The sequence below is a fragment of the Cellulosimicrobium sp. Marseille-Q8652 genome (assembly GCF_965112045.1).
In genome coordinates this window covers 540631-567163 of record NZ_CBCOPS010000001.1, presented here as the reverse complement: position 1 = coordinate 567163, position 26533 = coordinate 540631, and the positions used below count along the sequence as shown (strand labels likewise).

Here is a 26533-nt window from a genome sequence, read left to right as displayed (position 1 = left end):
GCGCGCGGCTCTGCGCCCTTCGCATCCGACGCCGCCCCGCCCGCTCGACCGCCAGGTCGCCACGGCGGTGGCGGCCTAGGGCTCGACCTGGCAGCCCGCTTCCCTCGTGGCCGGTCCGACAGGCCACGAGGGTCACCACCCCGACCGCACGACGTCGCCGGGCACCGCAGCCCGCGCGCGACCCGAGGAGCAACGATGCATCCGAGAACGACCGACGGCGTGCGCCGTCGACCCGGTGGGCCGGCGCGGCTCGCCGCCGTCGCCGCCGCCACCGCGCTGGCCCTGACCACCTGGGCGCCGACCGCCGTCGCGGCCGAGCCGGCGCTGTCCGACCCCGTCCTCGACCTCGCGTTCGAGGGCGACGTCACCGACTCCGGCCCGCTCGCCCACCCCGTGTCGCTGCGCGGCCACGCCGGGTCCGCGCCGGTCGGCTACGAGTACGTGGACGGCGTCGTCCCGGGGACCCAGGCCCTGCGCCTGACCGGGAGCACGTATCTCGACCTCGGCACGTCCACCGAGCTGCAGCCCGAGGACCTCACGCTCTCGTTCTGGATCGAGCCGAGCGGGAGGCTCGCGGGCGAGCACCTCGTCACGTGGAACAAGCGCGCCTACAACTCGGACGGCTGGTACCTGTCGTCCGAGTCCGACACGGTGCCGCTCGCCCTGTCGGTCGGCCCCGCGAGCGGCCAGCCCTACAAGGTGCGCGTCGCGAGCTCCGACCGCGCGTCGTTCTTCCCCGCGGACGAGTGGACGCACGTCGTCGTCACGTACGACCGCGCGACCAAGGACGTCGCGTTCTACCGCAACGGCGAGAAGGTGCCGTCGACGGTGGCCAACGCGGTCGGCGGCGACGCGACCGGGGTGCTCGGCTCCGACCCGGCACTGCCCAAGACCGTCGGCTTCAACGGCCCGCAGTACAACGGCGGCTACCTGCGGGCGGCGCTCGACCAGTACCGGCTGTACGACGGCGTCGCGAACCTCGCGGACGTCGTCGGTCTCTACGAGGAGTCGGGACGGATGATCGACCGTGACGCCGTGGCCCGCGACGACGCCGACCGCCTGACGCTGCCCGAGCGCGCGACGGTCGCCCTCGTGCTGCCCGCCACCGGGTCTCGCGGGTCGACGGTGACGTGGCGGTCGTCCGACCCCGAGGTGATCGGCACCGACGGCGCGGTGCACCGACCCGCGCTCGGCGAGGACGACGCGCACGTGACCCTCACCGCGAGCGTCCGCTACCTCGACGGCGAGCCGGTGACGCGTGCGTTCGAGGTGCTCGTCCCCGCGGTCGTCGACGAGACGCCGCTCGAGGACACGACGCTGCCGTCGGTGCTGCTCTCGGACGACTTCCTGCAGAACGCGGCGTCGAAGGAGCACGAGTACCTGCTCAGCCTCGACTCGGAGACGTTCCTCCACGAGTTCTACAAGGTCGGCGGGCTGACCCCGACGACCGCCACCGGGTACGGCGGCTGGGAGCGCAGCAACGCGGTGAACTTCCGCGGGCACGCGTTCGGGCACTACATGTCGGCGCTCGCGATGTCGTGGTCCTCGACGCCCGACCAGGCGACGAAGGACGCGCTCTTCACGGAGATCCAGGAGGCGGTGGGAGGGCTCTCGCGCGTCCAGGACGCCTACGCGGCGTCGCACCCGGGCTCGGCGGGCTACGTGTCGGCGTTCCGCGAGTCCGTCCTCGACGAGGTGCAGGGCACGGGGTCGTCCGACGAGAACGTCATCGTGCCCTGGTACAACCTGCACAAGGTGCTCGCCGGCCTGCTCGACGTCGCCGAGTACGTCGACGGCCCCGTCGGCGACCAGGCGCTCGCGGTCGCGACCGACTTCGGGCTGTACGTGCAGGGTCGCGTGTCGAGGCTGCCGAGCACGGACGTCATGCTGCGCACCGAGTACGGCGGCATGAACGAGGCGCTGTACGAGCTCTTCGAGACCACCGGCGACGTGCGGATCAAGGAGGCGGCGGAGGCGTTCGACGAGGTGGCCCTGTTCCGCCAGCTCGCGGCGGGCCAGGACGTCCTGCCGGGCAAGCACGCCAACACGCAGATCCCCAAGCTCCTCGGCGCGCTCAAGCGCTACCGCGTCTTCACGCAGAACCCCGAGTACTACGCGCTCCTCACGCAGGCGGAGAAGGACGAACTGCCGATGTACCTCGCGGCGGCGGAGAACTTCTTCGACATCGTCGTGCGCGACCACACCTACGTGACCGGGGCCAACAGCCAGGCGGAGCACTTCCACGAGCCCGGGTCGCTGCACGAGCGCGCCGACGAGCAGGGCGACGCGCGCAACGCCGAGACGGCCGAGACGTGCAACGAGTACAACATGCTCAAGCTGTCGCGCGAGCTGTTCAAGCTGAGCAAGGACGTGCGGTACGCGGACTACTACGAGAACGCGTTCATCAACACGATCCTGTCGTCGCAGAACCCCGAGACGGGCACGACGACCTACTTCAACCCCATGGGCTCGGGCTACCACAAGGTGTTCAACCTCCCGTTCACCGAGTTCTGGTGCTGCACCGGGACGGGCATGGAGAACTTCTCCAAGCTCGGCGACTCGGTCTACTTCACGGGCCAGGGCTCCGTGTGGGTCAACATGTTCTTCTCCTCGACGTTCGACCACGCGGCGCAGAACCTGCGCGTGGAGCAGGAGGCCAACCTGCCGAACGACGACACCGTGACGTTCCGGGTCGCGGCGCTCGACGGCGGCGCGGTCGCCGAGGACGCGACGCTGCGCCTCCGCGTCCCGTCGTGGGCCGCGGGAGACGTGTCGCTCGAGGTCAACGGTTCCGCGGTCGAGCCCACGGTGTCGCGCGGGTACGTCGTGCTGCCCGTCGCGGCGGGGGACGTGGTCCGGTACACGATGCCGACGGGGGTGTCGGTCGTCGACACCCCGGACAACCCGTACTTCGTCGCGTTCCGCTACGGCCCGGTCGTCCTGTCGGCCGACCTCGGGGCGATCCCGCAGCCGGCGTCGCAGGGCACCGGCATCCTCGTGCGGTCCTCGACGCGCGACGAGGACGCGCAGACGACCCTCACCGCGGCCGGCATGGGCGCGGACGAGTGGAAGGAACGCATCGCCGAGAACCTCGTGCGCGTCGAGGACGGCGCCGACGGTCGCGTCCAGCTCGAGCTCCGCAACACCGCAGACGGCGGGGGTCTCGTCTTCACCCCGCACCACACGAACTGGGACGTGACGTACGGGCTCTACCTGAACCTCGACGAGCCGGACTCCGCCGCGTCGCAGGAGCGCATCCTGCGCGCCAAGCAGCAGCTGCGCGACGCCGACCGCACGGTCGACGAGCTGACCAGCTTCGACAACAACAACTTCGAGAACGCGAAGAACCTGAAGCAGAGCGGGTCGTCGGTCGGGGCGTTCTCCGGGCGCCAGTTCCGGCACGCCGACGGGACGGGCTGGTTCAGCTACGACCTCGTGATCGACCCCGACTCCGCGGCGAACCACCTCGGGGTCACGTACTACGGGGGCGACGCGGGCCGCACGTTCGACGTGTACGTGAACGACGAGAGGCTGAAGACCGTCAGGGTCGTCGACGGCGCCCCGAACGAGGACGAGGACGGGTTCTACGTCGACTCGACGCAGCTCCCCGCGAAGTATCTCGAGATCGGCGGGGCCACGCGCTGGAAGGTCGACAGCGCGGGGGAGCACGTGCTCGACGAGGACGGCGAACGCATCCCCGTCGTGACCGTGCGCTTCCAGGCGACCGGCGGGTGGGCCGGCGGTGTGTTCGGCGTGCGGGTCGACCGGGCGGCGTCCTACGACACGACGCCGGGGCTGTCCGCGCTCGGGTTCGACACCGGGACGCTCGCGCCCGCGTTCGACCCTGCCACGACGGCCTACACGCTCACGGTGCCGCAGGGCACGGCGAGCGTCGTGCTCGACGCCGACCCGCACGTCCCGAGCGGGCTCGTCCGCGTCGACGGCGTGCTGGTCGACGACACCGCCGGCCGCGTCGTGCCGCTCCCGGCCGACGGGACCGGTCGGACCGTCGAGATCGTCGGCGTCGCGCAGGACCACACGACGTCGACGACCTACACGGTCGAGATCGTGCCCGGCGACGTGGTGCCGGAGCCCGAGGTCGAGCTGGCGGTCGAGGCGACACCGCGGTGCCTCGCCGGGAAGGCGTACGTCGCGGTGCGCGCGACGAACGCGGGCGACGTGCCGGCGGACGTCACGCTGGTGACGCCGTTCGGGACGAGGTCGTTCGCCGGCGTCGCGCCCGGCAGGGCGGCGTACCAGTCGTTCGCGGTGCGGGCGTCGTCGGTCGCCGCGGGCGAGGTCACGGTGACGGGCACGGCGGTGCTCGACGGCGAGCCCGTCACCACCGAGCAGGAGGTCGCGTACGACGCGACGTCGTGCGGCTGACACCACCCGCGAGGTAGAACCGCAGGTCGCGAGGTAGAACCCCCGGGGTTCTACCTCGCGACCGCTGGTTCCACCTCGCGGACGAGAGTCGCCAAAGGCGTTCGAACGTGATCGCCGAGGGCCTGCCCTGTTCATGTTCGCGCTCACATGTTAGCGTTCACACGCGCTCGTCCGACGACGGACGGGCCGCCCGGCGGTGCCGCCGGGGCACGACGACGAGGAGTCATCGATGACCTCACGCCACGTACGAGACAGCTCTCGAACGACATCGAGAGGGACCGCCGGCCCGTCCGACACGCCGCCGGCCGGCCACCGTTCCGCGACCGCTCCGCACCCGCGCAGGTCCGGCACGCGTCCGTCCGACACGCGTGCCGGACGGCGTGCGCTCGCCGCGCTCGTCGGGCTCGCCCTGGTCGGCCCGCTCGTGCCCGCCGCGGCGGCCGCAGCCCCCGCCGCTCCTGGGCCCACGGCCCTCGAGCCGACGTCGGCGACGGCGCTCGCCGCGCCGGCCACCGAGGGCCTCCAGCTGTGGCTCCCGCTCGACGAGACCGAGGGCACCGTCGCGCACGACGCGTCGGGCAACGGGCTCGACGCGACACTCGTGGGGTCCGGCGGCGGCTGGAGCGAGGGCCAGGGGCTGACGTTCGGCGGCGCGAACCACGTGGACCTCCCGGACGACCTGCTCGCAGGCCTGGACGCCGTGACCGTCAGCGCGGACGTCTGGATCGACTCGTCGCTGTCCGGCAACTACTTCTTCTACACCCTCGGCAACCCGGCCGTCGGGACGCCGCAGTCCGGGAACGGCTACCTGTTCTCGACGGGCAACGCGAACTACCGCGCGACGATCTCCGACCTCGCCTGGGGTCGTGAGCAGAACACCGCGAAGGCCCCCGCGGGGGCGTTGGCCCGCGGCGTCTGGAAGACCGTCACCTACACGCTCGGCGGCGGCACCGCACGCCTCTACGAGGACGGCGCGCAGGTCGGTCAGAACGCCGCGGTGACGATCGCGCCGGGTGCGATCGGCGGCGGCAGCACGACGGCGAACGCCCTCGGGAAGTCCGCCTACGCGGCCGACAACCTCTTCAAGGGTCGCATGAAGGACTTCCGGCTCTACGACCGCGCGCTCACGGCGCAGGAGGTCGCGGAGATCTCCGCCGACGCCGCGCGGGACGCGGTGGCGGCCGACGTCGCGGCCGTCGACCTCGGCGACACGAGCGCCGTCGTGACCGACCTCGCCCTCCCGGCGAAGGGCGTCGGTGGCTCGGCCCTCACGTGGACCACCTCGGACGACGGCGTCGTCGCGGCCGACGGCACGGTGACCCGTCCGGCCGCGGGCGAGGAGCCGGCGACCGCCACGCTCACCGCCACCGCCGCCCTGCGCGGCGCGAGCGAGACGCGCACGTTCGACGTCACCGTCCTCCCGGGCGACGGCGACCAGGCGAAGGCGGAGGCCGCGGCGGCCGCGCTCGAGGTCCCGAACCTCGACGACGTGCGCGGCCACCTCGCGCTGCCCACGAGCGGGCTGCACGGCGCGAGCGTGAGCTGGGCGTCGTCGTCGGGCACCATCACGCCCACGGGCGAGGTGACGCGGCCCGCGCACGGTGCGGAGGCCGAGGCGGTGACGCTCACCGCGACCGTCACGGTCGGCACGGCGACCGCGACGCGCGAGCTCGGCGCGACGGTCCCGCCGCTGCCCGAGCAGGAGGAGCTCGAGGGCTACCTCTTCTCGTACTTCGTCGGCGAGGGCACGGCCACCGGCGAGCAGGTCTACCTCGGCCTGAGCCAGGGCAACGACCCGCTGAACTACCAGAACCTCAACGACAACCAGCCGGTCCTCACGTCCGAGCTGGGGGAGAAGGGCCTGCGCGACCCGTTCATCATCCGCTCGCCCGAGGGCGACAAGTTCTACCAGATCGCGACCGACCTGCGGATCTACGACGGCAACGGCTGGGACGCCGCGCAGCGGCAGGGCTCGAGGTCGATCATGGTGTGGGAGTCCACGGACCTCGTGACCTGGACCGACCAGCGCCTCGTCGAGGTCTCCCCGGAGACCGCGGGCAACACGTGGGCACCGGAGGCGTACTACGACGAGAGCATCGGCGCGTACGTCGTGTTCTGGGCCTCGAAGCTCTACGCCGAGGACGACCCGGGCCACACGGGGAACAGCTACAACCGCATGATGTACGCCACGACGCGCGACTTCGTGACGTTCTCCGAGGCGAAGGTCTGGGTCGACCCGGGCTACTCGGTCATCGACTCCACGGTCGCGCAGGACGACGACGGCACGTTCTACCGCTTCACGAAGGACGAGCGGAACAACACCTCGACGACGCCGTGCTCGAAGTTCATCCTCGCGGAGAAGTCCGACGAGCTGCTGTCGACCGACTGGGACTACGTCACCGACTGCATCGGCAAGGCGAACTCGACCGGCCCCGGCATCAACCAGGGCGAGGGGCCGACGATCTTCCGGTCGAACACCGAGGACAAGTGGTACCTCTTCATCGACGAGTTCGGCGGCCGCGGCTACGTGCCGTTCGAGTCGACGTCCCTCGACGCTGCCGAGTGGACCATGTCGACCGACTACGAGATGCCGTCGCGCCCGCGCCACGGCACGGTGCTCCCCGTGACGCAGGCCGAGTACGACCGCCTGCTGCGCACCTACCAGCCCGACGCGTTCGTCGAGTCGGTCGAGGACGTCACCGTGACGGTCCAGACGGGCTCGGCGCCCGTGCTGCCGGCGGAGGTGACCGCGCGCTTCGCCGACGGGACCTCGGGCCCGGCGGACGTGACGTGGGACGAGATCGACCCGGCGTCGTACGCGCAGGCGGGGACGTTCGAGGTCGGTGGATCCCTCGGAGGCGGCGTGAGCGTGCGCGCCCGCGCGGTCGTGACCGTGACCGACGACGTCGTGCCGGTCGAGGGCCTGACCGTCACCCCGGCGTCGGTCCAGGTCGGCATCGGCGGCACGAGGCAGCTCACGGCGACCGTCACCCCGGCCAACGCCAGCGCCCGCGCGATCACGTGGGCGTCGGACGACGAGTCCGTCGTCTCGATCTCGGCAGAGGGCGTCGTCACGGGCGTCGGCGAGGGCCACGCGATGGTCACCGCCACCACCGCCGACGGGTCGCGCACCGCGTACGTCGCGGTGGAGGTGACCTCCGACGTGCCGGGCCTCGTGGTGCGCTACGCGCTCGACGAGACGAGCGGCACGACGGCGGCCAACTCGGCGCCCGACGCCACGATCGGCGCGGCGACGCTCACGGGCGGCGCGGCCTTCTCCGGGACCGGCGAGGGCGTGACGCTCGACGGGACGAACGACTACGTCGACCTGCCCGACCACCTGCTGGCCGGCCTCACGGACGTGACCGTGAGCCTCGACGTGAAGATCGCCACGGACCAGGCCACGCCGTACTTCATCTACGGCCTCGGCAACACGAGCGGGACGGCCGGCAACGGCTACCTGTTCACGACCGGCAACGCCTACCGCACGTCGATCGCGACGGGCAACTGGACCACGGAGCAGACGGTGAGCAAGAACGCCGACCTGCAGCGCGGCGTCTGGAAGCACCTCACGTACACGCTCGAGGGCACGACCGCCGTGCTCTACGAGGACGGCGTCGAGGTGGGCCGCCAGGAGAACGTGACGATCGACCCGGAGGACATCGGCGACGGGTCCACGCTCGCGAACTACATCGGCCGCTCGGTCTACACCGGCGACCGGTACCTCAAGGGCTCCGTGCGCGACTTCCGCGTCTACGACCGCGCGCTGACCGCCGACGAGGTGTTCCAGCTCGGTGCCGACCACACGGCCGTCACGGGCGCGGAGCTCGCGGAGCTCAAGGTCCCGGCGATCGTCGACGGCGCGAGCTCGACGGTCACGCTCCCGGTCGAGCCCGGGACGGACCTCACCGCGCTGGCCCCGGTGCTCGCCGTCTCGCCCCGCGCGACGGTCTCGCCGGAGAACGGGTCCGCGCAGGACTTCACGGCGCCGGTCGAGTACACCGTGACCGGGCCGGACGGGTCGTCGCGCACGTGGACGGTCCAGGCGAAGGAGATGAACAGCCCCGTTCTGCCGGGCCGGTACGCCGACCCGAACATCGCGCAGTTCGGCGACACGTTCTACCTGTACGCGACCACCGACGGCACGCCCGGCTGGGGCGGCAAGGACTTCTACGTCTGGAAGTCCACCGACCTGGTCGACTGGGAGCGCTCGGAGGAGCCGTTCCTCACGCTCGACGGCGCGAACGGCAACGTCCCGTGGGCGACCGGCAACGCGTGGGCGCCGACGATCATCGAGCGGGACGGGAAGTACTACTTCTACTTCTCGGGCCACAACCCGACGTACAACCGCAAGACCATCGGCGTCGCGGTGGCCGACAGCCCCGAGGGACCGTTCACCGCGGAGCCCACGGCGATGATCACCAACGGCGAGCCGATCGCCTCGGGCCAGGCCATCGACCCGGCGGCGTTCCACGACCCGCAGACCGGGAAGTACTGGCTCCTGTGGGGCAACGGCGGCCCGTCGAACGGCCCGGTCATGGCCGAGCTGTCCGACGACATGACGTCGATCGAGCAGGACACGCTGCGTCGCATCCCGGGGCTGACGGACTTCCGCGAGGGCCTGTTCGTCAACTTCCGCGACGGGATCTACCACCTCACGTACTCGATCGACGACACCGGGTCGCCGAACTACCGCGTCGGGTACGCGACCGCGACGAGCATGGACGGCCCGTGGACCTACCGCGGGGTCATCCTCGAGAAGGACCCGTCGCAGGGGATCCTCGGGACCGGGCACAGCTCGATCCTCAACGTCGAGGGCACGGACGACTGGTACATCGCGTACCACCGCTTCGCGATCCCCGGCGGCAACGGCACCAACCGCGAGACGACGATCGACCGTCTGACGTTCGGCGAGGACGGCCTCATCCAGAAGGTCACGCCCACGCTCGAGAGCGTGGACCCGGTCGACGTCGCGCCGCAGCCCGAGGTCGAGCTGACCGTCGAGGCCACCCCCCGGTGCCTCGCGGGCAAGGCCTACCTCGCGGTCCGCGCGACGAACGCGGGCGACGTGCCCGCCGACGTCACGCTCGCGACGCCGTTCGGCCAGAAGGTCGTCGCCGACGTCGCGCCCGGCAAGGCGGCGTACCAGTCGTTCGCGGTGCGGGCGAAGTCGGTGGCCGCGGGGACGGCGACGGTCACGGGCACCGCGGTCCTCGACGGCGAGCCCGTCACCACGGAGCACGAGGTCGCGTACGACGCGGCCACGTGCGGCTGACACCACCCGCGAGAGAGAACCGCAGGTCGCGAGGTAGAACCCCCGGGTCCTCCCTCGCGACCGCGGGTCCTACCCCGGCAGGCAGGCGCTTCACGTTTCATCTCGACGAGGAGAAGGACGACCATGACAGGACTCAGGACGCGCGGCCCGCGTCGCCGGGCGGCGGGCATCGCCGTCGGGCTCGTCGGCGCGCTCACCGCGACGATGCTCGGGACCGCCGGGGCCACGGCGGCCCCCGTGGCGACGGCGGTCGGCACCGTCGGCAGCGCCGACGACGCCGGGCTCGTCGCCTGGTACCCGCTCGACGCGGCCAGCACCACCGGCGGCACGACGGCGAACCTCGCCGCGGGCTCGACGTTCGGCCCCGCGACGGTGCACGGCGCGACGGCGACCCCCGACGGCCTCGCGCTCGACGGCACGGACGACTACGTCGACCTGCCCGACCACCTGCTCGCCGGCCTCACCGACGCGACGGTGAGCCTCGACGTGCTGGTCGACACCACGCAGGCGACGCCGTACTTCGTCTACGGGCTCGGCAACTCGAGCGGGACGGCCGGCAACGGCTACCTCTTCACCACGGGCAACGCGTACCGGACGTCGATCGCGACGGGCAACTGGTCCACCGAGCAGACCGTCACCAAGGGGTCCAACCTGACGCGCGGCGTCTGGAAGACCCTGACCTACACCCTCACCGGCACGACGGCGACCCTCTACGAGGACGGCGTCCAGGTCCGGCAGGCCACCAACGTCACGACCGACCCGGGCCAGATCGGCGGCGGGCAGACGACGGCGAACTACGTCGGGCGCTCGTTGTACTCGGGCGACCGGTACCTCGAGGGGAAGGTCCGCGACTTCCGGCTCTACGACCGCGCCGTCACGGCGGCCGAGGCGGCCGAGCTCGCGCTCGAGACGTCGACCGCCGCCGCCGACGCCGACCTCGCGGCGCTCGACCTCGGCGACACGAGCGCCGTCACCGCCGACCTCGCGCTGCCGGCGGCGGGCCCGCAGGGCTCGCTCGTCCGGTGGACGTCGTCCGACCCCGCGGTCGTCTCGGCGACCGGCACGGTCACGCGCCCCGCGGCGGGCGAGGACGACGCGACGGTCACCCTGACCGCCGCCGTGACGCGCGGCGCCGTCGCGCGGACCGCGACGTTCGAGGTCACGGTCCTCGCGCAGCTCCTGCCGGCCGAGGCCGCGCAGTGGGACGCCGAGCACGCGACGGTCCCGCACCTCGACGACGTGCGCGGCAACCTCACGCTCCCCGCGACGGGTGCGAACGGCTCGTCCCTCACGTGGATCACGTCGGACCCCGCCACGATCTCGCCCACGGGCGAGGTGACGCGCCCCGCGCACGGCGAGGGCGCCGCCGTCGTGCAGCTCACCGTCACGGCGTCGAAGGACGGCGCGACCGCGACGCACACCTACGACGCGACGGTCCGGCCGCTGCCCGCCGCCGCCGACTACGAGGGCTACTTCTTCCCGTACTTCGAGGGCGAGAGCACGCCCGACGGCGAGTCGGTCTACTTCAGCGTGAGCGACGGCAACGACCCGCTCGACTGGGTCGAGCTCAACGACGCGGAGCCCGTCCTCACGTCGGAGCTCGGCGAGAAGGGCCTGCGCGACCCGTTCATCATCCGCTCGCCCGAGGGCGACCGGTTCTTCCTGCTCGCGACCGACCTGCGCATCTACGGCGGCAACACCTTCGGCAACGCCCAGGAGCGCGGCTCGCGCGCCCTCATGATCTGGGAGTCGACGGACCTCGTGAACTGGTCCGAGCAGCGCATGGTGACGGTCTCGAGCGAGTACGCGGGCAACACGTGGGCGCCCGAGGCGTTCTACGACGCGCAGCGCGGCGAGTACATCGTCTACTGGGCCTCGGCGCTGTACCCGACGACCGACACGTCCAACCGGCGGATCGCCGACTCGTACCAGCGCATGATGTACGCCACGACGCGCGACTTCGTGACGTTCAGCGAGCCGCAGGTGTGGATCGACGAGAAGCGCGGCAACGGCCTCGGCATGATCGACTCCTCGATCGTCGAGCACGAGGGCACGTACTACCGGTTCACGAAGGACGAGGCGTACATGATCCCGCGCCTCGAGAGGTCGACGGACCTGCGCTCGACCGACTGGGACCTCGTCGCCGAGAAGATCGGGTTCGGTCAGCCGAACCCGTGGGGCGGCACGCTCACGGCGGGCGAGGGGCCGACGGTGTTCAAGTCCAACACCGAGGAGAAGTGGTACCTCTTCGTCGACCAGCCGAGCTATCACGGCGGCCAGGGGTACATGCCGCTCGAGTCCACCGACCTCGACTCGGGCGTGTGGACGTCCGTCGACGCGGACCTGCCGAGCAGCCCGCGCCACGGGACCGTCCTGCCGATCACGGCCGCCGAGCAGGCCGCGCTCCTCGCCGCGTACGGCGACGAGCCGCCCGCGCCCGAGCTCGACCTCGCGGTGGACGTCTCGCCGCGGTGCCTCGCGGGCAAGGCGTACGTCGCCGTGCGCGCGACGAACGGCGAGGCCGTGCCCGTCGACCTGACCCTCACGACGCCGTACGGGACGAAGGCGTTCGCCGACGTCGCGGCCGGCAGGGCGGCGTACCAGTCGTTCGCGGTCCGCGCGACGAGCGTCCCTGCCGGGACCGTCACCGTGGCCGGTGTCGCGACCCTCGACGGCAAGGAGGTGACGACCACGCTCGAGGCGCCGGTCGAGGCTCTCGACTGCGCCTGATCCTCGCGAGGTCGAGCCGTCGCGCCGAGGGAGAGGGGAAGCCTCTCTCCCTCGGCGCGCGGCCTGCACCTCGCACCCCAGACCCTGCACGAGCGTCGGAACGCGGGACTTCCCTCCTTGCCGCCGACGACGCTTCCACCACTCGACGACGAGTGAGAAGGAGCGAAGCAGACATGCCTGTGCACGACTCGACCTATTCGCGCCGGTCCGTCCTGCGGCTCGGCGCGCTGGCCGCCGGCGCGACCGCCGGTGCGGTCGCCCTCGCCGGGGGCGCCGCGGCCGCACCACCGGCCGTCCCGGCCGCGTTCGTCCCGACGAGGCCACCCGTGAGCCGCGGCTTCCTGCGGTCCCTCGACCGGTCGATCACCCTCGACGGCTGGGCCGCCGAGCCGTTCTCGATGTCCGACGTGACGCTCGCGCCGAGCGTCGCGACCCGGTCCCAGGACCAGATGCTGCACCTCGCCCGCGTGTACCCGGTCGACCGCGTCCTCGCGGTCTTCCGGCGCAACGCGGGGCTCGACACGAAGGGCGCGAGCGCGCCCGGCGGCTGGGAGGGCTTCGGCCACGCCAACGAGCAGGCGTGGGGACCCGACGACTACCCGGGCCGCGCGAACACCCAGACCGCCAACCTCCTGCGCGGCCACTACGGCGGGCACTTCCTGTCCATGGTGTCGCTCGCGTTCGCGAGCACGGGGGAGACCGTGTTCCAGGACAAGGTGGACCAGATCGTCGCCGGCCTCGGCGAGGTGCAGACGGCGCTCGCGGCCATGGGGCGGTTCAGCCACCCGGGCTTCCTCGCCGCCTACGGCGAGTGGCAGTTCAGCCAGCTCGAGAAGTACGCGCCGTACGGCGAGATCTGGGCGCCGTACTACACGTGCCACAAGATCATGGCGGGGCTCCTGGAGGCCTACCGCCTCGCGGGCTCCGACCAGGCGCTCGAGATCGCCACCTCGATGGCGGACTGGGTGCACAGCCGGCTCTCCGTGCTGCCGCAGGCGCAGCTCGACCGCATGTGGGGCATCTACATCGCGGGGGAGTACGGCGGCATGAACGAGGTCCTCGCGGACCTCGCGGCCGTCACCGGCGACGACACGTACGTCGCCACGGCCCGGCTGTTCGACCTCAACACGCTCGTCGACGCGAGCGCCGCGGGCACGGACACGCTCAACGGCAAGCACGCGAACCAGCACATCCCCCAGTTCCCCGGCTACCTCAAGGTCCACGACCTCACGGGCGAGGAGCGGTACCGCGCGGCGGTCGAGGGGTTCTGGGGCATGGTCGTGCCCGGGCGCACCTACGCGCACGGCGGCCACGGCGAGGGTGAGCTCTTCGGCCCGCCGAACACGGTCGCGGGCGACATCGGCGCGCGCAACGCCGAGACGTGCGGCACGTACAACATGCTCAAGCTCAGCCGCCTGCTGTTCTTCCACACGCTCGACCCGAAGTACATGGAGTACTACGAGCGCGGCCTGCTCAACCAGATCGTCGGCTCGAAGAAGAACACGCAGTCGGACACCAACCCCGACGTCACGTACATGTACGGCGTCAACCCCGGCACGCGGCGCGAGTACGGCAACACCGGCACGTGCTGCGGCGGGACCGGGCTCGAGAACCACGTGAAGTACCGGGACTCGATCTACTTCCGCACGGTCGACGGCAGCGCGCTGTACGTCAACCTCTACCTCGCCTCGACGCTCGCGTGGGTCGAGAAGGGGTTCGAGGTCGTCCAGGAGACGCAGTACCCGAAGGTCGGGTCGAGCCGCCTCACGGTGAACGGGTCAGGACAGCTCGACCTGCGCCTGCGCGTGCCCGGCTGGGTGCGCAAGGGCTTCACGGTGCGGGTCAACGGCGCCGTGCAGGACCTCGACGCCGTGCCCGGGACGTACGTGAGCGTCTCGCGCTCGTGGGCGCCCGGCGACGTCGTCGAGATCGACATGCCGCTGAGCATCCGCGCGGTGCCGACGATCGACAACCCCGCGATCCAGAGCATCGAGAACGGGCCGACCGTGCTCCTCGCACGCAGCGCGTCCCGCGAGTACCTCCAGCTGTCGCTCTACGCCCACATGGGTCTGGACGGGACGCTCGAGGGCGCGTTCACGGACCTCGGTGACGGGTACTTCCGGCTCGGGAGCATCACGTTCGAGCCCGCGTGGTCGGGCGACGACACCCAGTACCACATGTACGTCGAGCGGTCGGAGCCGCGCGTCGTCTTCGCCGGTCTGGACAGCGGCGTGACGAACGCCCGCCGCCAGAACGGGACGTCGTTCCTCGACGTCGTGTGGGGCGACGGGGGATTCGCGGACCGCGCGGCCTTCCTCGCGAAGGTGCAGCGCACGGTCGAGCAGTTCACCGCGGACGGCCTCCTGAGCCGCCGCGACGGGCAGAGGGTCCTGGTCACGGCGGGGAAGGCGAGGCTGGCATGAGCGCGCGAGGAAGCATCACGTCGCAGGGGAGCGGCGGCACCGTGCTCGTCCCGCTGGACGGTCAGGACGGGAGCGGCCACCCTGCGCGGGTCCGACGCCGCGTGGTCGCCACCGTCGCGGCGCTGGCCCTCGCGGTCACCGGCGCAGGCGTCGGCGCGTGGGCGGCGACCGGGGAGAGCGCCGACGGCCTCGTCGCCGCGGCGGAGGCCGAGCCGTCGAACGTCGCGCTCCTCGGGACGCCCGAGGCGAGCTACACGGCGTCGTGGAACAAGGTCGAGGCCGTCAACGACGGCGCGGGCGTGAGCCAGGGCGGCGCGCACGACGCGACGTGGGCGACGTGGAGCGGGGACCGGCCCGCGACGCAGTGGCTCGAGTACTCGTGGCCCGCGCCGGTCACCGTGGACCGCTCGGTCCTGCGGTTCTGGTCCGACGGCACCGAGCCCAACGGCGACAACGTGCGCGTCCCGGCGTCGTGGACCATCCAGTACTGGGACGAGGGCACCGGGGCGTTCGTCGACCTCCCGAACCCCAGCGGCTTCCCGACGGCGCGCCTGGAGACCAACGAGACGACGTTCGACGCGGTGACGACGACGCGCGTCCGGGCGACGTTCCAGGCGCTGCGGGGCACGACCGCGACGAGCTACTCCGCCGTCGGGGTCTCGGAGTGGGAGCTGTGGGGGACGGGCGGCGTGGAGGAGCCGGACCCCGTCGACCCCAACGGTCCGATCGACCACTCGCCCGTCCACGTCCCGACCGACGTCGGCGTGCTCCCGGACCTCCCGGCGGAGATCGACGCGATCTTCACCGACGGGCGGGTCGAGACCGTCGACGTCGACTGGGAGGACGTCACGGCCGACGAACTGGCCGCGCCCGGTGCGTTCGACGTGACCGGCACGTCGCCCGAGCTCGTCGAGCCCGTGAGCGGCACCGTGCACGTGCGCGACGGCGACCCGGGCGAGATCGCGGCGGTCGACTACGTGAGCGTCGTGACGCTCGCGGGCACGGCGCCGGCGCTGCCGGCGACCGTGACCGCCGAGTACGACGACGCGTCCAAGGACAGCCGCGTGCCCGTGACGTGGGAGGCGGTCGACCCGGCGGACTACGCCGAGCCCGACGGCCTGTTCTTCGTGGCCGGCGACGTGGAGGGGACCGACCTCGCGGCCGAGGCCACGGTGTTCGTCCTCGCGCCCGACACGGGCGAGGACACCACGCCGCCCACGGTCGTCGTCTCCGCGCAGCCCGGCCCCGCCACGTCGGGCTGGTACGTGGACGCCCCGGCGGTCACGGTCGTCGCGACCGACAACCGTGACCCGGCCCCCGCCGTGGAGGTCGCCGTCGACGGCGGCGGGTGGGTCGCCTACGACGGCCCGTTCACGCTCGACGACGGTGACCACGACGTCACGGCCCGGGCGACGGACGCCGCGGGCAACGTGGGCGAGGGGTCGCGCACGCTGCGCGTCGACACCGTCGCGCCCGTCACCACGGCGACGGTGCGCGACCTCGGCACGAGCGTCGAGATCACGCTCGCGGCGACCGACGCGGGCTCGGGCGTGGACAAGATCCAGTGGGAGGGCCCCGGCACGTTCTGGGGCACCTACTCGGAGCCGTTCACGCGCGCGCTCACCGACGAGGAGCAGGTCGTCGAGTTCGCGGCGACGGACGCGGCGGGCAACGAGGAGGCGCGCGGGCAGGTGGTCCTGCCGGCGCTCGGCGCGGAGCCGTCGCTCGACCTCGTGGTCGAGGCGTCGCCGCGCTGCCTCGCCGGGAAGGCCTACGTGGCCGTGCGGGCCACCAACGGCGAGGACGTGCCGGTCGACGTGACCCTGGCCACGCCGTACGGGACGAAGGCGTTCGCCGACGTAGCGGCCGGGCGCGCGGCCTACCAGTCGTTCGCGGTGCGTGCCGCGTCGGCCCCCGCCGGCACCGTCACGGTGACGGGCAGCGCGACGGTCGACGGCGAGGAGGTGACCTCGACCTCGACGGCGGCGTTCGACGCGCTCGACTGCGGCTGACCCGGTCCGTCACAGACCCCCGGGCGGCGTGCCGGCGCCGCCCGGGTCCCTGCCCGGCCCGTGCCCCCTCGGGGTGCGGGCCGGGTCTCGTCGTGCCGGGGCTCTCGTCGGGTGAACGACCTGGACAGGTGTTCAGTTTCGCGTCGGCGCCTGGCAGGATGGCCCTGCTGGACGATCGTCCAGCGGGCTCGGGGGGGCCGACCAGCCCTCCTGGGCCCGACGAAGAGGTAGACCGCGTGACGACGACCCGACGGCGGATCACCGCCGTGCTCCTCGGCGCCGCCCTGGCGGCCTCGGGCGCGACCGGCGCCGCGGCGTCGACCCCCGCCCCTCCCGGCCCGACCGGCGACGGGGTCCGCGTCACCGTCGAGATCACCGAGCGCGAGGTGCCCGCGAGCCCGCGCGTCGTCGTGGTGGGCGACGGGCCGTTCGTCGCGGGCGAGCCGATCGTGGTGCGGGGCAGCGGGCTCCCGCCGCGCGCAGCCCTCGACGTCTGGCTGCTCAGCGACCCCCTGCTGCTCGGCACCGTCACCACCGGCTCGGACGGGCGCTTCGAGCTCACGGCCACGCTGCCCGCGGACACCGCGCCGGGCACGCACCGGATCCGTGCCACCGCGGCGCCGCTCGGCGTCGACGTGAGCTCCGACCCGTTCGAGGTCGTCGCGCCGACCGTCGTCCCGGGTGATCCGGTCGAACCGGGTGCTCCCGCGGACCCGGGTGACGGAGCCGTCGGCGGCGGTCCGTCCGCGTCACCGCGTCCCGGCGGCCTCGCGGCCACCGGAGCGGGCCTCGCCGGCGTCGTGCTCGTCGCCGGTGCCGCGCTCGGCGCGGGCGCCGTGCTGCGCCGTCGGGCGGCACGCGCCGGAGGCTGAGCCGGCGAGCGGGACGCCCGCGGCGTCAGGGGCGTGCGGCGAACCTCTCGAGGAGCTCCGCGTGGCCGGACACGATGAGCAGGTCGTTGGCGCTGATGCGCGTCTGGGGCGTGGCGTAGAGGAACTCCTCGCCCGGTGACTTCACGCCGATCACGGTGACGCCGTAGCGCTCGCGCACCTTGGACTGCTCCAGCGTGAACCCCTGCACCTCCTTCGGCGGACGCATCTTGACGATGGTGAAGCCGTCCTCGACCTCGATGTAGTCGAGCAGCTTGCCCGAGACGAGGTGCGCGACGCGTGCACCGGCGTCCGCCTCGGGGAAGACCACGTGGTGCGCCCCGATGCGCTGCAGGATGCGCCCGTGCTCGGCCGAGATCGCCTTCGCCCAGATCTGCGGCGTCCCCATGTCGACGAGGTTGCCGGTGATGAGGACGCTCGCCTCGAGCGACGTCCCGACGCCCACGACCGCCACCGGGAAGTCGCGCGCCCCGAGCTGGTCGAGCGCGACGGGGTTCGACGCGTCGGCCTCGACGAGCGGGATCTGACCGCTCCACTGCGCCACGAGGTCGGGGTCGCGCTCGACGGCGAGCACGTCCTGGCCGAGCCTGTCGAGCGTCACCGCGATCGAGGTGCCGAACCGGCCGAGGCCGACGACGAGCACGCCGGCGTCCTTGCGCGGTGCTCTCGCCTCGTCGCGCCGCGCCCGCTCGGAGCGACCGCGCTCCACGATGCGCCGGGCGACGGGGTCGACCGGGAGCCGGTCGTCGGCGTTCGCCGGGAAGAGGGGGTCGGTCACGGTGGGGCCTTCCTGAGGTTCGCGGTGCGGAGGGTCGGAGCGTCGAAGGGTCGCGGTCGCCGTCGGCGGGTCACCCGATGATCGGGCGCTCCTCGGGGTAGCGCACGATGCGGCGTCGGTCACGGAGCGCGAGCGCGGCGGCGAAGGTGATCGTCCCGGTGCGCCCGATGAACATCAGGGCGACGAGCACGTACTTCCCGGTGTCGGGCAGGGTCGGCGTGATCCCGGTGGTGAGGCCGACGGTCGCGAACGCGGAGATCGTCTCGAAGAGGATGACGTCGAGCGTCTCGCCCGTGATCTCCAGCAGGAGCAGGCTCGAGAGGAGGACCGCCGTCGCGCCGACGAAGGACACGGCCACCGCGAGGCGCAGCGTCTCGCGCGGGATGCGGCGCCCGAACGCCTCCATGTCGCGGTCGCCCCGCGCCTCCGAGACGATGGCGATGAGCATGACGGCGAGCGTCGTGACCTTGATGCCGCCCGCGGTCGACGCGGACCCGCCGCCGACGAACATCAGGGCGTCGGTGATGAGCCAGCTCGCCTCGTGCATCTCCGCCGTGTCGACGGTCGAGAACCCGCCCGACCGGGGCATGACGCCGGCGAAGAGGGACGCGAGCAGCTTCTCCCCGAAGGACAGCGGGCCGAGCGTCCCCTCGTTGCCCCACTCGAGCGCCGCGAACAGCGCGGTGCCGACCACCACCAGGGCGGCGCTCATGGTCAGCGTGAGCTTGGTGTGCAGGCTCCACTTCACGGCGCGGCGGCGGTTGCGCATGACGTTGAGGATCACGGGGAAGCCGAGCGAGCCGATGAAGACGCCCAGGATGATCGGCAGGCACAGCATCCAGTCCCCGACGTAGGGCATGAGGCCCTGCTCGGTCGGGACGAACCCCGCGTTGTTGAACGCCGAGATGCCGTAGAAGATCCCGTGCCACGCCGCCTCCGCGAACGTCTCCTCGAGCACGATGAACCGGGGCAGGAGCAGGAGCGCGATGAGCAGCTCGAGCGACGTCGAGGTGATGATGACGACCCGCACGAGCGAGCCGACCTCGCCGAGCCGCGTCGTCTTCGTCTCCGACGCGGTGAGGAGCTTCTGCGTCAGGCCGATGCGGCGCGAGACGGCCATGCCGAGGATCGACGCGAGCGTCATGACGCCGAGGCCGCCGACCTTGATCCCGACGAGGATGACGACCTGCCCGTAGAAGGACCAGTACGTCCCCGTCGGCACGACCACGAGGCCGGTGACGCACACGGCGGACGTCGCGGTGAAGAGGGCGTCGACGAACGGCGCGGAGCGGCCCGACGCCGTCGCCCACGGCGCGAGCAGGAGCGCCGTGAACAGCGCGATGACCGCCGCGAAGACCGTCACGGCGAGCCGGGCGGGGGACTGGCGGGCGAGGCGGTCGACGATCTCGCGCCCCTTGAAGAGGCGACCGGTCAGCCCTGACGGCATCGGTCCCCCCACACAGGCTTCGGTCGCACCACGAGCGCAACTCTGCCACGCGGCCCGGGGCGCGTCATGTCGCCCCACCGGGCGATACCGTGAGCCATGCCCAGCAGCGACCCGACGCCCTCACGTGCCACCGAGGTGGCCGACGACGGGACCTGCCGCGCACAGGTCGTCTGGGGCCCCGAGCTGCTCCGGTACGACTTCGGCCCCGGACACCCCATGGCGCCGACCCGGCTCGACCTGACGATGCGCCTCGTGCGCGACCTCGGGCTCCTCGACGGCGAGCACGTCGACGTCGTCGGCCCGGAGCCCGCGGACGACGCCGTGCTCGCCCTCGTGCACGACGCCGCGTACGTCGCCGCGGTCCGCGCGGCGTCGGACCGGGGCACCACCGACCCGCACCGCGGGCTCGGGACGGAGGACGACCCCGTCTTCGCGGGCATGCACGAGGCGGCGGCGCGCATCGTCGGGGGCTCGTGGGCGGCGGCGGGCGCCCTCGCGTCGGGCACGGCCGTGCACGCGGTGAACGTGGCCGGGGGCATGCACCACGCGAAGCCCGGTGCCGCGTCCGGGTTCTGCGTGTACAACGACGCCGCCGTCGCGATCCGACGCCTGCTCGACGAGGGCGTCGGGCGCGTCGCGTACGTCGACCTCGACGCCCACCACGGGGACGGCGTCGAGGAGGTCTTCTGGGACGACCCGCGCGTCCTCACCGTGTCCGTGCACCAGAGCGGCGCGACCCTCTTCCCCGGCACCGGGCACGCGACGGACGTGGGCGGGCCGGGCGCCGAGGGCACGGCGGTCAACGTCGCGCTCCCGCGCCGCACCGACGGCGCGCGGTGGCTGCGTGCCGTCGACGCCGTCGTGCCGCCGGTGCTGCGGGCGTTCCGCCCGGACGTGCTCGTCACGCAGCACGGGTGCGACGCCCACGGGGACGACCCGCTGTCCGACCTCGACGTGTCCGTGGCCGCGCAGCGCGCGGCGGCGGCCGGGATGCACGACCTCGCGCACGAGCTGAGCGGCGGTCGCTGGCTCGCGCTCGGGGGCGGCGGCTACGCCGTCGCGCGCGTCGTGCCGCTCGTGTGGTCGGCCGTCGTGGGCGAGGTGGTCCACGCGCCCGTCGCGGCCGACCGCGAGCTGCCCGCGCCGTGGCGCGAGCTCGTCGCCGACGTCGCGGGCCACGACGCGCCGCCGTCCTTCGGGCCCGACGTCACGTGGCGCCGGTGGAGCGCCGGGTTCGACCCCGACGACGCCGTCGACCGCGCCGTCCTCGCGACCCGTCGGGCCGTCTTCCCGCACCTCGGGCTCGACCCGCACTTCGACTGACGTGCCCAGCGGTCACGGCGACCGGCCCACCGGCGCCCGACCGGACCGCGAACCGCGCGCGTTCGAGGCCACCGGCGCGAGCAGGTAGGCTAAGGGGCGGATTTCTCTCGTGTTGGTCGGCTCGTGGTCCACGAAACCTGATCAACCGTGGACCCCACGGCAGTCGCTCGACCGGTTCGGAACGTACCGTCGCCGGCCGCCGACCAGCCGATCAGCTGCCGAACAGCACCGACAAGCATTGCGAGGACCGTATGGGCTCCGTCATCAAGAAGCGCCGCAAGCGTATGGCCAAGAAGAAGCACCGCAAGCTGCTTCGCAAGACGCGTCACCAGCGCCGTAACAAGAAGTGACGTCGCGCGCGTCCTGACGCGCACCGACCGCCGAGCCCGGCGCCCCGACAGGGGCGGCCGGGCTCGCTGCGTCCGGCACGGCACCGCACGCGCCGGGACGCTCTGCGGTCGTGACGTGCGAGCGTGACCGGCGGTCAGAGCCGCGCGATGCGCCGGTCGACGGCCCGGCGCACGGACCGCAGCACGAGCGCCCCCGCCCACACGGCACCGGCCCAGCTCGCGGTCCGGACACCGCTGCGGGCGACGCGCCGCCGACGCCCCCGGAACTCCCGGATGGGCCAGCCGACGTCCTGCGCGTGCCGGCGCAGCCGCGCGTCGGGGTTGATGGGGCACGGGTGCCCGACCTCGTTCATCATGGCGACGTCGTTGAGCGAGTCGCCGTAGGCGTAGGAGGCCTCGAGGTCGATGCCCTCGCGCTCGGCGAGGGCGGCGACGGCCGCGGCCTTCGCGCGCCCGTGCATGAGGTCGCCGACGAGCCGGCCCGTGTAGAAGCCGTCCTCGTGCTCGGCGACGGTCCCGAGGGCGCCGGTGGTGCCGAGGCGGCGGGCGATGAGCTCGCCGATCTCGACCGGGGTCGCGGACACGAGCCACACGTCGTGGCCCGCGGCGAGGTGCTCGTCGAGGAGGCGGCGCGTCCCGGGGTAGATGCGGAGCGACAGGACGGTGTCGTACACCTCCTCGCCGATCGCGGTGATCTCGGCGACGGACCGGCCGGCGATGAGGTCGAGCGCACGCGAGCGGATGCGGTCGATCTGCTTGCGGCTCTCGCCGAGCGCGAGGTAGCGCGCCTGGTGCGCGGCGAACCGGACGAGGTCGGTCGTGGAGAAGAACTCCCGGCGGTACAGGGCCTGCGCGAGGTGGAACGAGGACGCGCCGCGGATGATCGTGTTGTCGACGTCGAAGAACGCCGCCGTGCGGCGGGCGGGCGGCTGCCCGGGGGACGTCGGCATGCCGCCCACTCTATCGGCGCCCGTGAGGCGTGCCTCTACCCTGGGACGGTGAGCGCCGCCCAGCCGTCCGGTCGGCCGGACCCGTCCGGACCACCCGTCCCCGTCGTGCTGTACGGCCGCGCCGGGTGCCACCTGTGCGACGACGCACGGGTCGTCGTCCGCGAGGTGTGCGACGACGCGGGCGTGGCGTGGGCCGAGGTGGACCTCGACGACCCGGCGACGGACCCGGCGGTGCGCGAGCAGTACGGCGAGTACGTGCCGGTCGTCACGGTCGCCGGTGTGCAGCAGGGGTTCTGGCGCGTCGACGCGCGTCGCCTGGCGCGCGCCGTGGGACGGATTTCGGGCGCGCGCCCGGACCTGGGATGATCGGCACCGGGTACGCACGAGCGACCGTCGACGAGGACGGTCCCGGGACGACGGTGGTGGCAGGTGGCTGAGCAGTTTGTCGGTGAGGTGACGGTCCCGGGGATCCCGAGCGCCACGGTGGCGCGGCTCCCCTCCTACCTGCGAGCGCTGCGCGACCTCGTCGCGCGCGGGGTGACGACGACGTCGTCGGTCGAGCTCGCGGAGCTGTCGGGCGTGGGCCCGGCACAGCTGCGCAAGGACCTGTCGTTCCTCGGGTCGTTCGGGACGCGGGGCGTCGGCTACGACGTCGACTCGTTGGCGCAGTACATCACCGAGGCGCTGGGGCTCGTCGACGAGCACCGGATCGCCATCGTCGGGATCGGGAACCTCGGGCACGCGCTCGCGAACTACTCGGGCTACGAGCAGCGGGGGTTCCACGTCGCGGCCCTGCTGGACGCGTCGCCCGAGGTGGTGGGGACGCGCGCCGCGGGGATCGTCGTGGAGCACGTGGACGCGCTCGAGGACGTCGTGGCCCGCGAGAACGTGACGATCGTCGTCCTCGCGACGCCGGCCGCGCACGCGCAGGCGGTGACGGACCGCGTCGTCGCCGCGGGCGTCAAGGAGATCCTCAACTTCGCGCCGCGCGCGCTGCAGGTCCCCGCGGACGTCGACGTGCGCGGGGTGGACGTCGGCAGCGAGCTGCAGATCCTCGCGTTCCACTCGCAGGCGCGCGCCCTCGCGGCCGCGGACCGCTGAGGCCTGCGCCGGACGGTGCGAAGGTCCGGGGAGACGACGAGAGGCCGCGTGCGGGGGAGCACGCGGCCTCTCTCGGGCCGCCCCGGGGGGGCGGCCGAACCGCTCACCGGCCGGGCGGGGGCTGGCCGATGGCGGTGGTCGGTCGGGTCAGGCCTGCTTGATGGCCGAGACGTCGAGCGTGATCTTGATCTTGTCGCCGACGAGCACGCCGCCGGTCTCGAGCGCGGCGTTCCAGGTGAGGTCGAACTCCTTGCGGGAGATCTCCGTCTTCGCCTCGAACCCGGCGCGCGCGTTGCCGAAGGGGTCGGTCGCGGTGCCCGCGAACTCGGCCTCGAGCTCGACCGGCTTGGTCACGCCGTTGATGGTGAGGTCACCGGCGATGACGTAGTCGTCGCCGTCGCCCCGGATGCTGCGCGACGCGAAGGTCCACGTCGGCTTGCTCTCCGCGTCCCAGAAGTCGGCGCTGCGCAGGTGGTTGTCGCGGTTCGCGTCGCCGGTGCTCACCGACGCGGCGTCGAGCTCGGCGGAGACCGTCGAGGAGTCGAGGTCGTCGCCCACGGCGATCGTCCCGCCGGTGATCGCGAGCGTCCCGCGGACCTTCGAGATGCCGGCGTGGCGGACGGTGAAGGCGGCCTGCGAGTGCGAGGCGTCGATGGCGTAGGTACCGGCGGTGAGGCCGGAGGGCAGCGGCGTGGCCATGGGTGGCTCCTTCAGATCGGTGACGTGCGGTGCCTCGCGGTGGGTCCCGGGAGGAAGTCCAATGGTTGAAGATTCAATCACAGTCGCCGGTATCAACGCGACCCCGTGCTCCGTCTATTCCCGGTGATGGAAGAATCGTCACGACGCCCCGACAGACCACCCGAGGACCGGATGCACAGCCCGAGGACCGCATGACCAGCCAGCCCGCCACCCGCCCGGCCGCGGCGCTCGAACCCCGCTGGCTCGACGCCGAGCAGCAGCGGCAGTGGCGCGCCTATCTCGACGGCACGGTGCGCTTCATCGAGGCGCTGAGCCGTGACCACGAGGAGCGCTCGTCGGTGTCCCTCAACGAGTACGAGCTCCTCGTCCGTCTCTCCGAGAGCCCGGACCACACCCTGCGCATGTCCGCGCTCGCGGAGGGTCTCGCACGCTCGCGCAGCCGCGTGACGCACACCGTCGCGCGGATGGAGGCGCGTGGGCTCGTGCGCCGGTCGGCGAGCGTCGGCGACCGGCGGGGCGTGAACTGCGTGATGACCCCGGAGGGCTACGACGCGCTCGTGGCGGCGGCGCCGACGCACGTCGCCGCCGTCCGGCGGTACATGGTGGACGTCCTGACTCCCGAGCAGTTCCGGGCCCTCGGGGAGGCGATGGTCGCCGTCGCCGACGCGTGCAAGGCGGAGCGCGACGTCTGACACGCGGGCGCCACCGACCATCGCCGATACTGGACCCATGGTCTCCACCACCGTCCACCTGCTGCGCCACGGCGAGGTCCACAACCCCGACGGCGTCCTGTACGGCCGCATCACCGGCTACCACCTGTCCGAGCGCGGCCACGAGATGGCACGACGCGTCGCCGCGCACCTCGCGGGCGAGCCCGGGCCCGACGGCGCGTCCCGGCCCCGGGCGGACCTCACCGTGGTCGTCGCGTCCCCGCTCCAGCGGGCCCAGGAGACGGCGACGCCCGCCGCGGAGGCGTTCGGCGTCGAGCTCGGGACCGACGAGCGGCTCATCGAGGCCGCCAACCACTTCGAGGGCATGACGTTCGGCGTCGGGGACGGCTCGCTGCGCCACCCGCAGCACTGGCGGTACCTGTGGAACCCGCTGCGTCCGTCGTGGGGCGAGCCGTACGTCGAGCAGGTCGCGCGCATGCGCGCCGCCGTCGCGGACGCGCGGGACAAGGCGTCGGGGCACGAGGCGCTGCTCGTCAGCCACCAGCTGCCCGTCTGGCTCACGCGGCTCAGCTTCGAGAACCGGCGGCTGTGGCACGACCCGCGCAAGCGCGAGTGCGCGCTGGCGTCCCTCACGTCGCTCCGGTTCGAGGACGACCGCCTCGTGGGGATCCACTACTCCGAGCCCGTCGCGGACCTCCTCCCGGGGGCCTCCCAGGTCGCCGGAGCGTGACGTCCGTCATGTCGCGCGTGACGGGTGCCCGTTCTGACCGGTTTGCCGGGTCGGCTCTCAGCGCCCGCTCAGGTTCGAGCGGGACAGTTCCCCCCGTGATGCCGTCGTGACCGCCCGTCCCCGAACCCGCGCGCGTGCGCTCGCGGCGACCGGGCTCGCCCTCGTCGCCGTGACGACCCTGTCGGCGTGCGCCCAGGAGTCCGGCGCGACGACCGACGTGGTCGGGCAGGGCTACGTCTCCGGCGACGGCTCCGTCCGCACGTGGGACGCGGGCGACCGCGGCGAGGCCGTCACGCTCACCGGCACCGACTACGAGGGCGAGGCCGTCGACACGAGCACGTGGCGGGGCGACGTCGTGGTCCTCAACACCTGGTACGCGGCGTGCGCGCCGTGCCGTGCCGAGGCCCCGGACCTCGTGGAGCTCGCGAACGAGCGCGAGGCCGACGGCGTCCGTGTCGTCGGGATCAACACCACGGACGAGGCGGGGGCCGCCCAGGCGTTCCAGCGCACGTTCGAGGTGCCCTATCCCTCGATCGACGACCGCAGCGGCGAGGTCGTCGCCGCGCTCTCGGGCACGGTGCCGCTCCAGGCCGTGCCGTCGACCGTCGTGCTCGACCGCGAGGGACGGGTCGCCGCGCGCGTCATCGGCCTCGTCGAGGGCACGACGCTCGGCGCTCTCGTCGACGACGTGCTCGCCGAGCCGGCGGCGGACGGCTGACCGTGTCCTACCTCCCCGCGCTCGCGACCGACGTCGGCGACACGTTCGCC

Annotated in this window: 17 protein-coding genes; 13 read left to right on the top strand and 4 right to left on the bottom strand. The window is 72.8% G+C overall.

The window, feature by feature from the left end; translation table 11 throughout:
* Positions 1 to 195: 195 nt before the first annotated feature.
* The 6 genes from ACWPWV_RS02495 to ACWPWV_RS02470 all read left to right on the top strand — a co-directional run bounded on the left by ACWPWV_RS02495 (position 196) and on the right by ACWPWV_RS02470 (position 17698).
* Positions 196 to 4386, top strand: coding sequence for a beta-L-arabinofuranosidase domain-containing protein (locus ACWPWV_RS02495; RefSeq protein ID WP_454041386.1), 4191 nt, complete (start codon positions 196 to 198; stop codon positions 4384 to 4386).
* A gap of 229 nt (positions 4387 to 4615) precedes the next feature.
* The gene (locus ACWPWV_RS02490) at positions 4616 to 9661 is read left to right on the top strand and encodes a family 43 glycosylhydrolase (protein ID WP_454041385.1); all 5046 of its coding nucleotides are present in this window, start codon (positions 4616 to 4618) and stop codon (positions 9659 to 9661) included.
* A 123-nt stretch (positions 9662 to 9784) separates the two neighbouring features.
* Positions 9785 to 12391 carry an immunoglobulin-like domain-containing protein gene (locus ACWPWV_RS02485; protein ID WP_454041384.1) on the top strand — a complete coding sequence of 869 codons (2607 nt, stop codon included), beginning with the start codon at positions 9785 to 9787 and terminating at the stop codon, positions 12389 to 12391.
* Positions 12392 to 12564: 173 nt separating this feature from the next.
* Complete coding sequence (locus tag ACWPWV_RS02480) at positions 12565 to 14814, top strand: glycoside hydrolase family 127 protein (RefSeq protein WP_454041383.1); 2250 nt, start codon at positions 12565 to 12567, stop codon at positions 14812 to 14814.
* Entirely contained in the window at positions 14811 to 16826 is a 2016-nt protein-coding gene (locus ACWPWV_RS02475) for an OmpL47-type beta-barrel domain-containing protein (protein ID WP_454041382.1), read from the top strand. Before ACWPWV_RS02480 ends, ACWPWV_RS02475 begins: the two co-directional genes overlap by 4 nt.
* Positions 16827 to 17062: 236 nt before the next feature.
* A complete protein-coding gene (locus ACWPWV_RS02470; RefSeq protein ID WP_454041381.1) occupies positions 17063 to 17698 on the top strand; it encodes a hypothetical protein in 636 nt (211 codons plus the stop codon).
* Between the two features lie 25 nt (positions 17699 to 17723).
* On the opposite strand, the gene ACWPWV_RS02465 is transcribed toward ACWPWV_RS02470, so the two are convergent.
* The gene (locus tag ACWPWV_RS02465; protein WP_454042791.1) at positions 17724 to 18425 is read right to left on the bottom strand and encodes a potassium channel family protein; all 702 of its coding nucleotides are present in this window, start codon (positions 18423 to 18425) and stop codon (positions 17724 to 17726) included.
* A gap of 139 nt (positions 18426 to 18564) precedes the next feature.
* Positions 18565 to 19941: a TrkH family potassium uptake protein gene (locus ACWPWV_RS02460; RefSeq protein WP_454041380.1), complete on the bottom strand. Its 1377-nt coding sequence runs from the start codon at positions 19939 to 19941 to the stop codon at positions 18565 to 18567.
* 96 nt (positions 19942 to 20037) lie between these two features.
* On the opposite strand from ACWPWV_RS02460, the gene ACWPWV_RS02455 reads away from it, so the two are divergent.
* Entirely contained in the window at positions 20038 to 21264 is a 1227-nt protein-coding gene (locus ACWPWV_RS02455; RefSeq protein WP_454041379.1) for an acetoin utilization protein AcuC, read from the top strand.
* A gap of 251 nt (positions 21265 to 21515) precedes the next feature.
* Positions 21516 to 21614, top strand: coding sequence for a 30S ribosomal protein bS22 (locus ACWPWV_RS02450; RefSeq protein ID WP_003792170.1), 99 nt, complete (start codon positions 21516 to 21518; stop codon positions 21612 to 21614).
* Between the two features lie 134 nt (positions 21615 to 21748).
* Here ACWPWV_RS02450 and ACWPWV_RS02445 read toward each other — a convergent pair whose 3' ends face one another.
* Positions 21749 to 22564, bottom strand: coding sequence for an HAD family hydrolase (locus ACWPWV_RS02445; protein ID WP_454041378.1), 816 nt, complete (start codon positions 22562 to 22564; stop codon positions 21749 to 21751).
* Positions 22565 to 22612: 48 nt separating this feature from the next.
* On the opposite strand from ACWPWV_RS02445, the gene ACWPWV_RS02440 reads away from it, so the two are divergent.
* Both ACWPWV_RS02440 and ACWPWV_RS02435 read left to right on the top strand, forming a co-directional pair.
* A complete protein-coding gene (locus ACWPWV_RS02440) occupies positions 22613 to 22930 on the top strand; it encodes a glutaredoxin family protein (protein ID WP_454041377.1) in 318 nt (105 codons plus the stop codon).
* 63 nt (positions 22931 to 22993) lie between these two features.
* Entirely contained in the window at positions 22994 to 23665 is a 672-nt protein-coding gene (locus ACWPWV_RS02435) for a redox-sensing transcriptional repressor Rex (protein ID WP_454041376.1), read from the top strand.
* Positions 23666 to 23812: 147 nt separating this feature from the next.
* Here the strand turns inward: ACWPWV_RS02435 and ACWPWV_RS02430 are convergent, their stop codons facing one another.
* On the bottom strand, positions 23813 to 24364 hold the full coding sequence (locus ACWPWV_RS02430; RefSeq protein ID WP_454041375.1) for a YceI family protein: 552 nt from the start codon (positions 24362 to 24364) through the stop codon (positions 23813 to 23815).
* A 191-nt stretch (positions 24365 to 24555) separates the two neighbouring features.
* On the opposite strand from ACWPWV_RS02430, the gene ACWPWV_RS02425 reads away from it, so the two are divergent.
* The 3 genes from ACWPWV_RS02425 to ACWPWV_RS02415 all read left to right on the top strand — a co-directional run bounded on the left by ACWPWV_RS02425 (position 24556) and on the right by ACWPWV_RS02415 (position 26483).
* A complete protein-coding gene (locus tag ACWPWV_RS02425; protein ID WP_454041374.1) occupies positions 24556 to 25056 on the top strand; it encodes a MarR family winged helix-turn-helix transcriptional regulator in 501 nt (166 codons plus the stop codon).
* A 37-nt stretch (positions 25057 to 25093) separates the two neighbouring features.
* Positions 25094 to 25765: a histidine phosphatase family protein gene (locus ACWPWV_RS02420; protein WP_454041373.1), complete on the top strand. Its 672-nt coding sequence runs from the start codon at positions 25094 to 25096 to the stop codon at positions 25763 to 25765.
* Between the two features lie 106 nt (positions 25766 to 25871).
* Positions 25872 to 26483 (top strand): TlpA family protein disulfide reductase, encoded by a 612-nt coding sequence (locus tag ACWPWV_RS02415; RefSeq protein WP_454041372.1) that lies wholly within the window; start codon positions 25872 to 25874, stop codon positions 26481 to 26483.
* Positions 26484 to 26533: the final 50 nt, after the last annotated feature.

Bases quoted from the DNA above. Each gene is read 5' to 3' on its own strand.
- ACWPWV_RS02495 (WP_454041386.1), top strand. From the start codon at position 196: ATGCATCCGAGAACGACCGACGGCGTGCGCCGTCGACCCGGTGGGCCG.
- ACWPWV_RS02490 (WP_454041385.1), top strand. From the start codon at position 4,616: ATGACCTCACGCCACGTACGAGACAGCTCTCGAACGACATCGAGAGGG.
- ACWPWV_RS02485 (WP_454041384.1), top strand. From the start codon at position 9,785: ATGACAGGACTCAGGACGCGCGGCCCGCGTCGCCGGGCGGCGGGCATC.
- ACWPWV_RS02480 (WP_454041383.1), top strand. From the start codon at position 12,565: ATGCCTGTGCACGACTCGACCTATTCGCGCCGGTCCGTCCTGCGGCTC.
- ACWPWV_RS02475 (WP_454041382.1), top strand. From the start codon at position 14,811: ATGAGCGCGCGAGGAAGCATCACGTCGCAGGGGAGCGGCGGCACCGTG.
- ACWPWV_RS02460 (WP_454041380.1), bottom strand. From the start codon at position 19,941: ATGCCGTCAGGGCTGACCGGTCGCCTCTTCAAGGGGCGCGAGATCGTC.
- ACWPWV_RS02455 (WP_454041379.1), top strand. From the start codon at position 20,038: ATGCCCAGCAGCGACCCGACGCCCTCACGTGCCACCGAGGTGGCCGAC.
- ACWPWV_RS02450 (WP_003792170.1), top strand. From the start codon at position 21,516: ATGGGCTCCGTCATCAAGAAGCGCCGCAAGCGTATGGCCAAGAAGAAG.
- ACWPWV_RS02445 (WP_454041378.1), bottom strand. From the start codon at position 22,564: ATGCCGACGTCCCCCGGGCAGCCGCCCGCCCGCCGCACGGCGGCGTTC.
- ACWPWV_RS02430 (WP_454041375.1), bottom strand. From the start codon at position 24,364: ATGGCCACGCCGCTGCCCTCCGGCCTCACCGCCGGTACCTACGCCATC.
- ACWPWV_RS02425 (WP_454041374.1), top strand. From the start codon at position 24,556: ATGACCAGCCAGCCCGCCACCCGCCCGGCCGCGGCGCTCGAACCCCGC.
- ACWPWV_RS02420 (WP_454041373.1), top strand. From the start codon at position 25,094: ATGGTCTCCACCACCGTCCACCTGCTGCGCCACGGCGAGGTCCACAAC.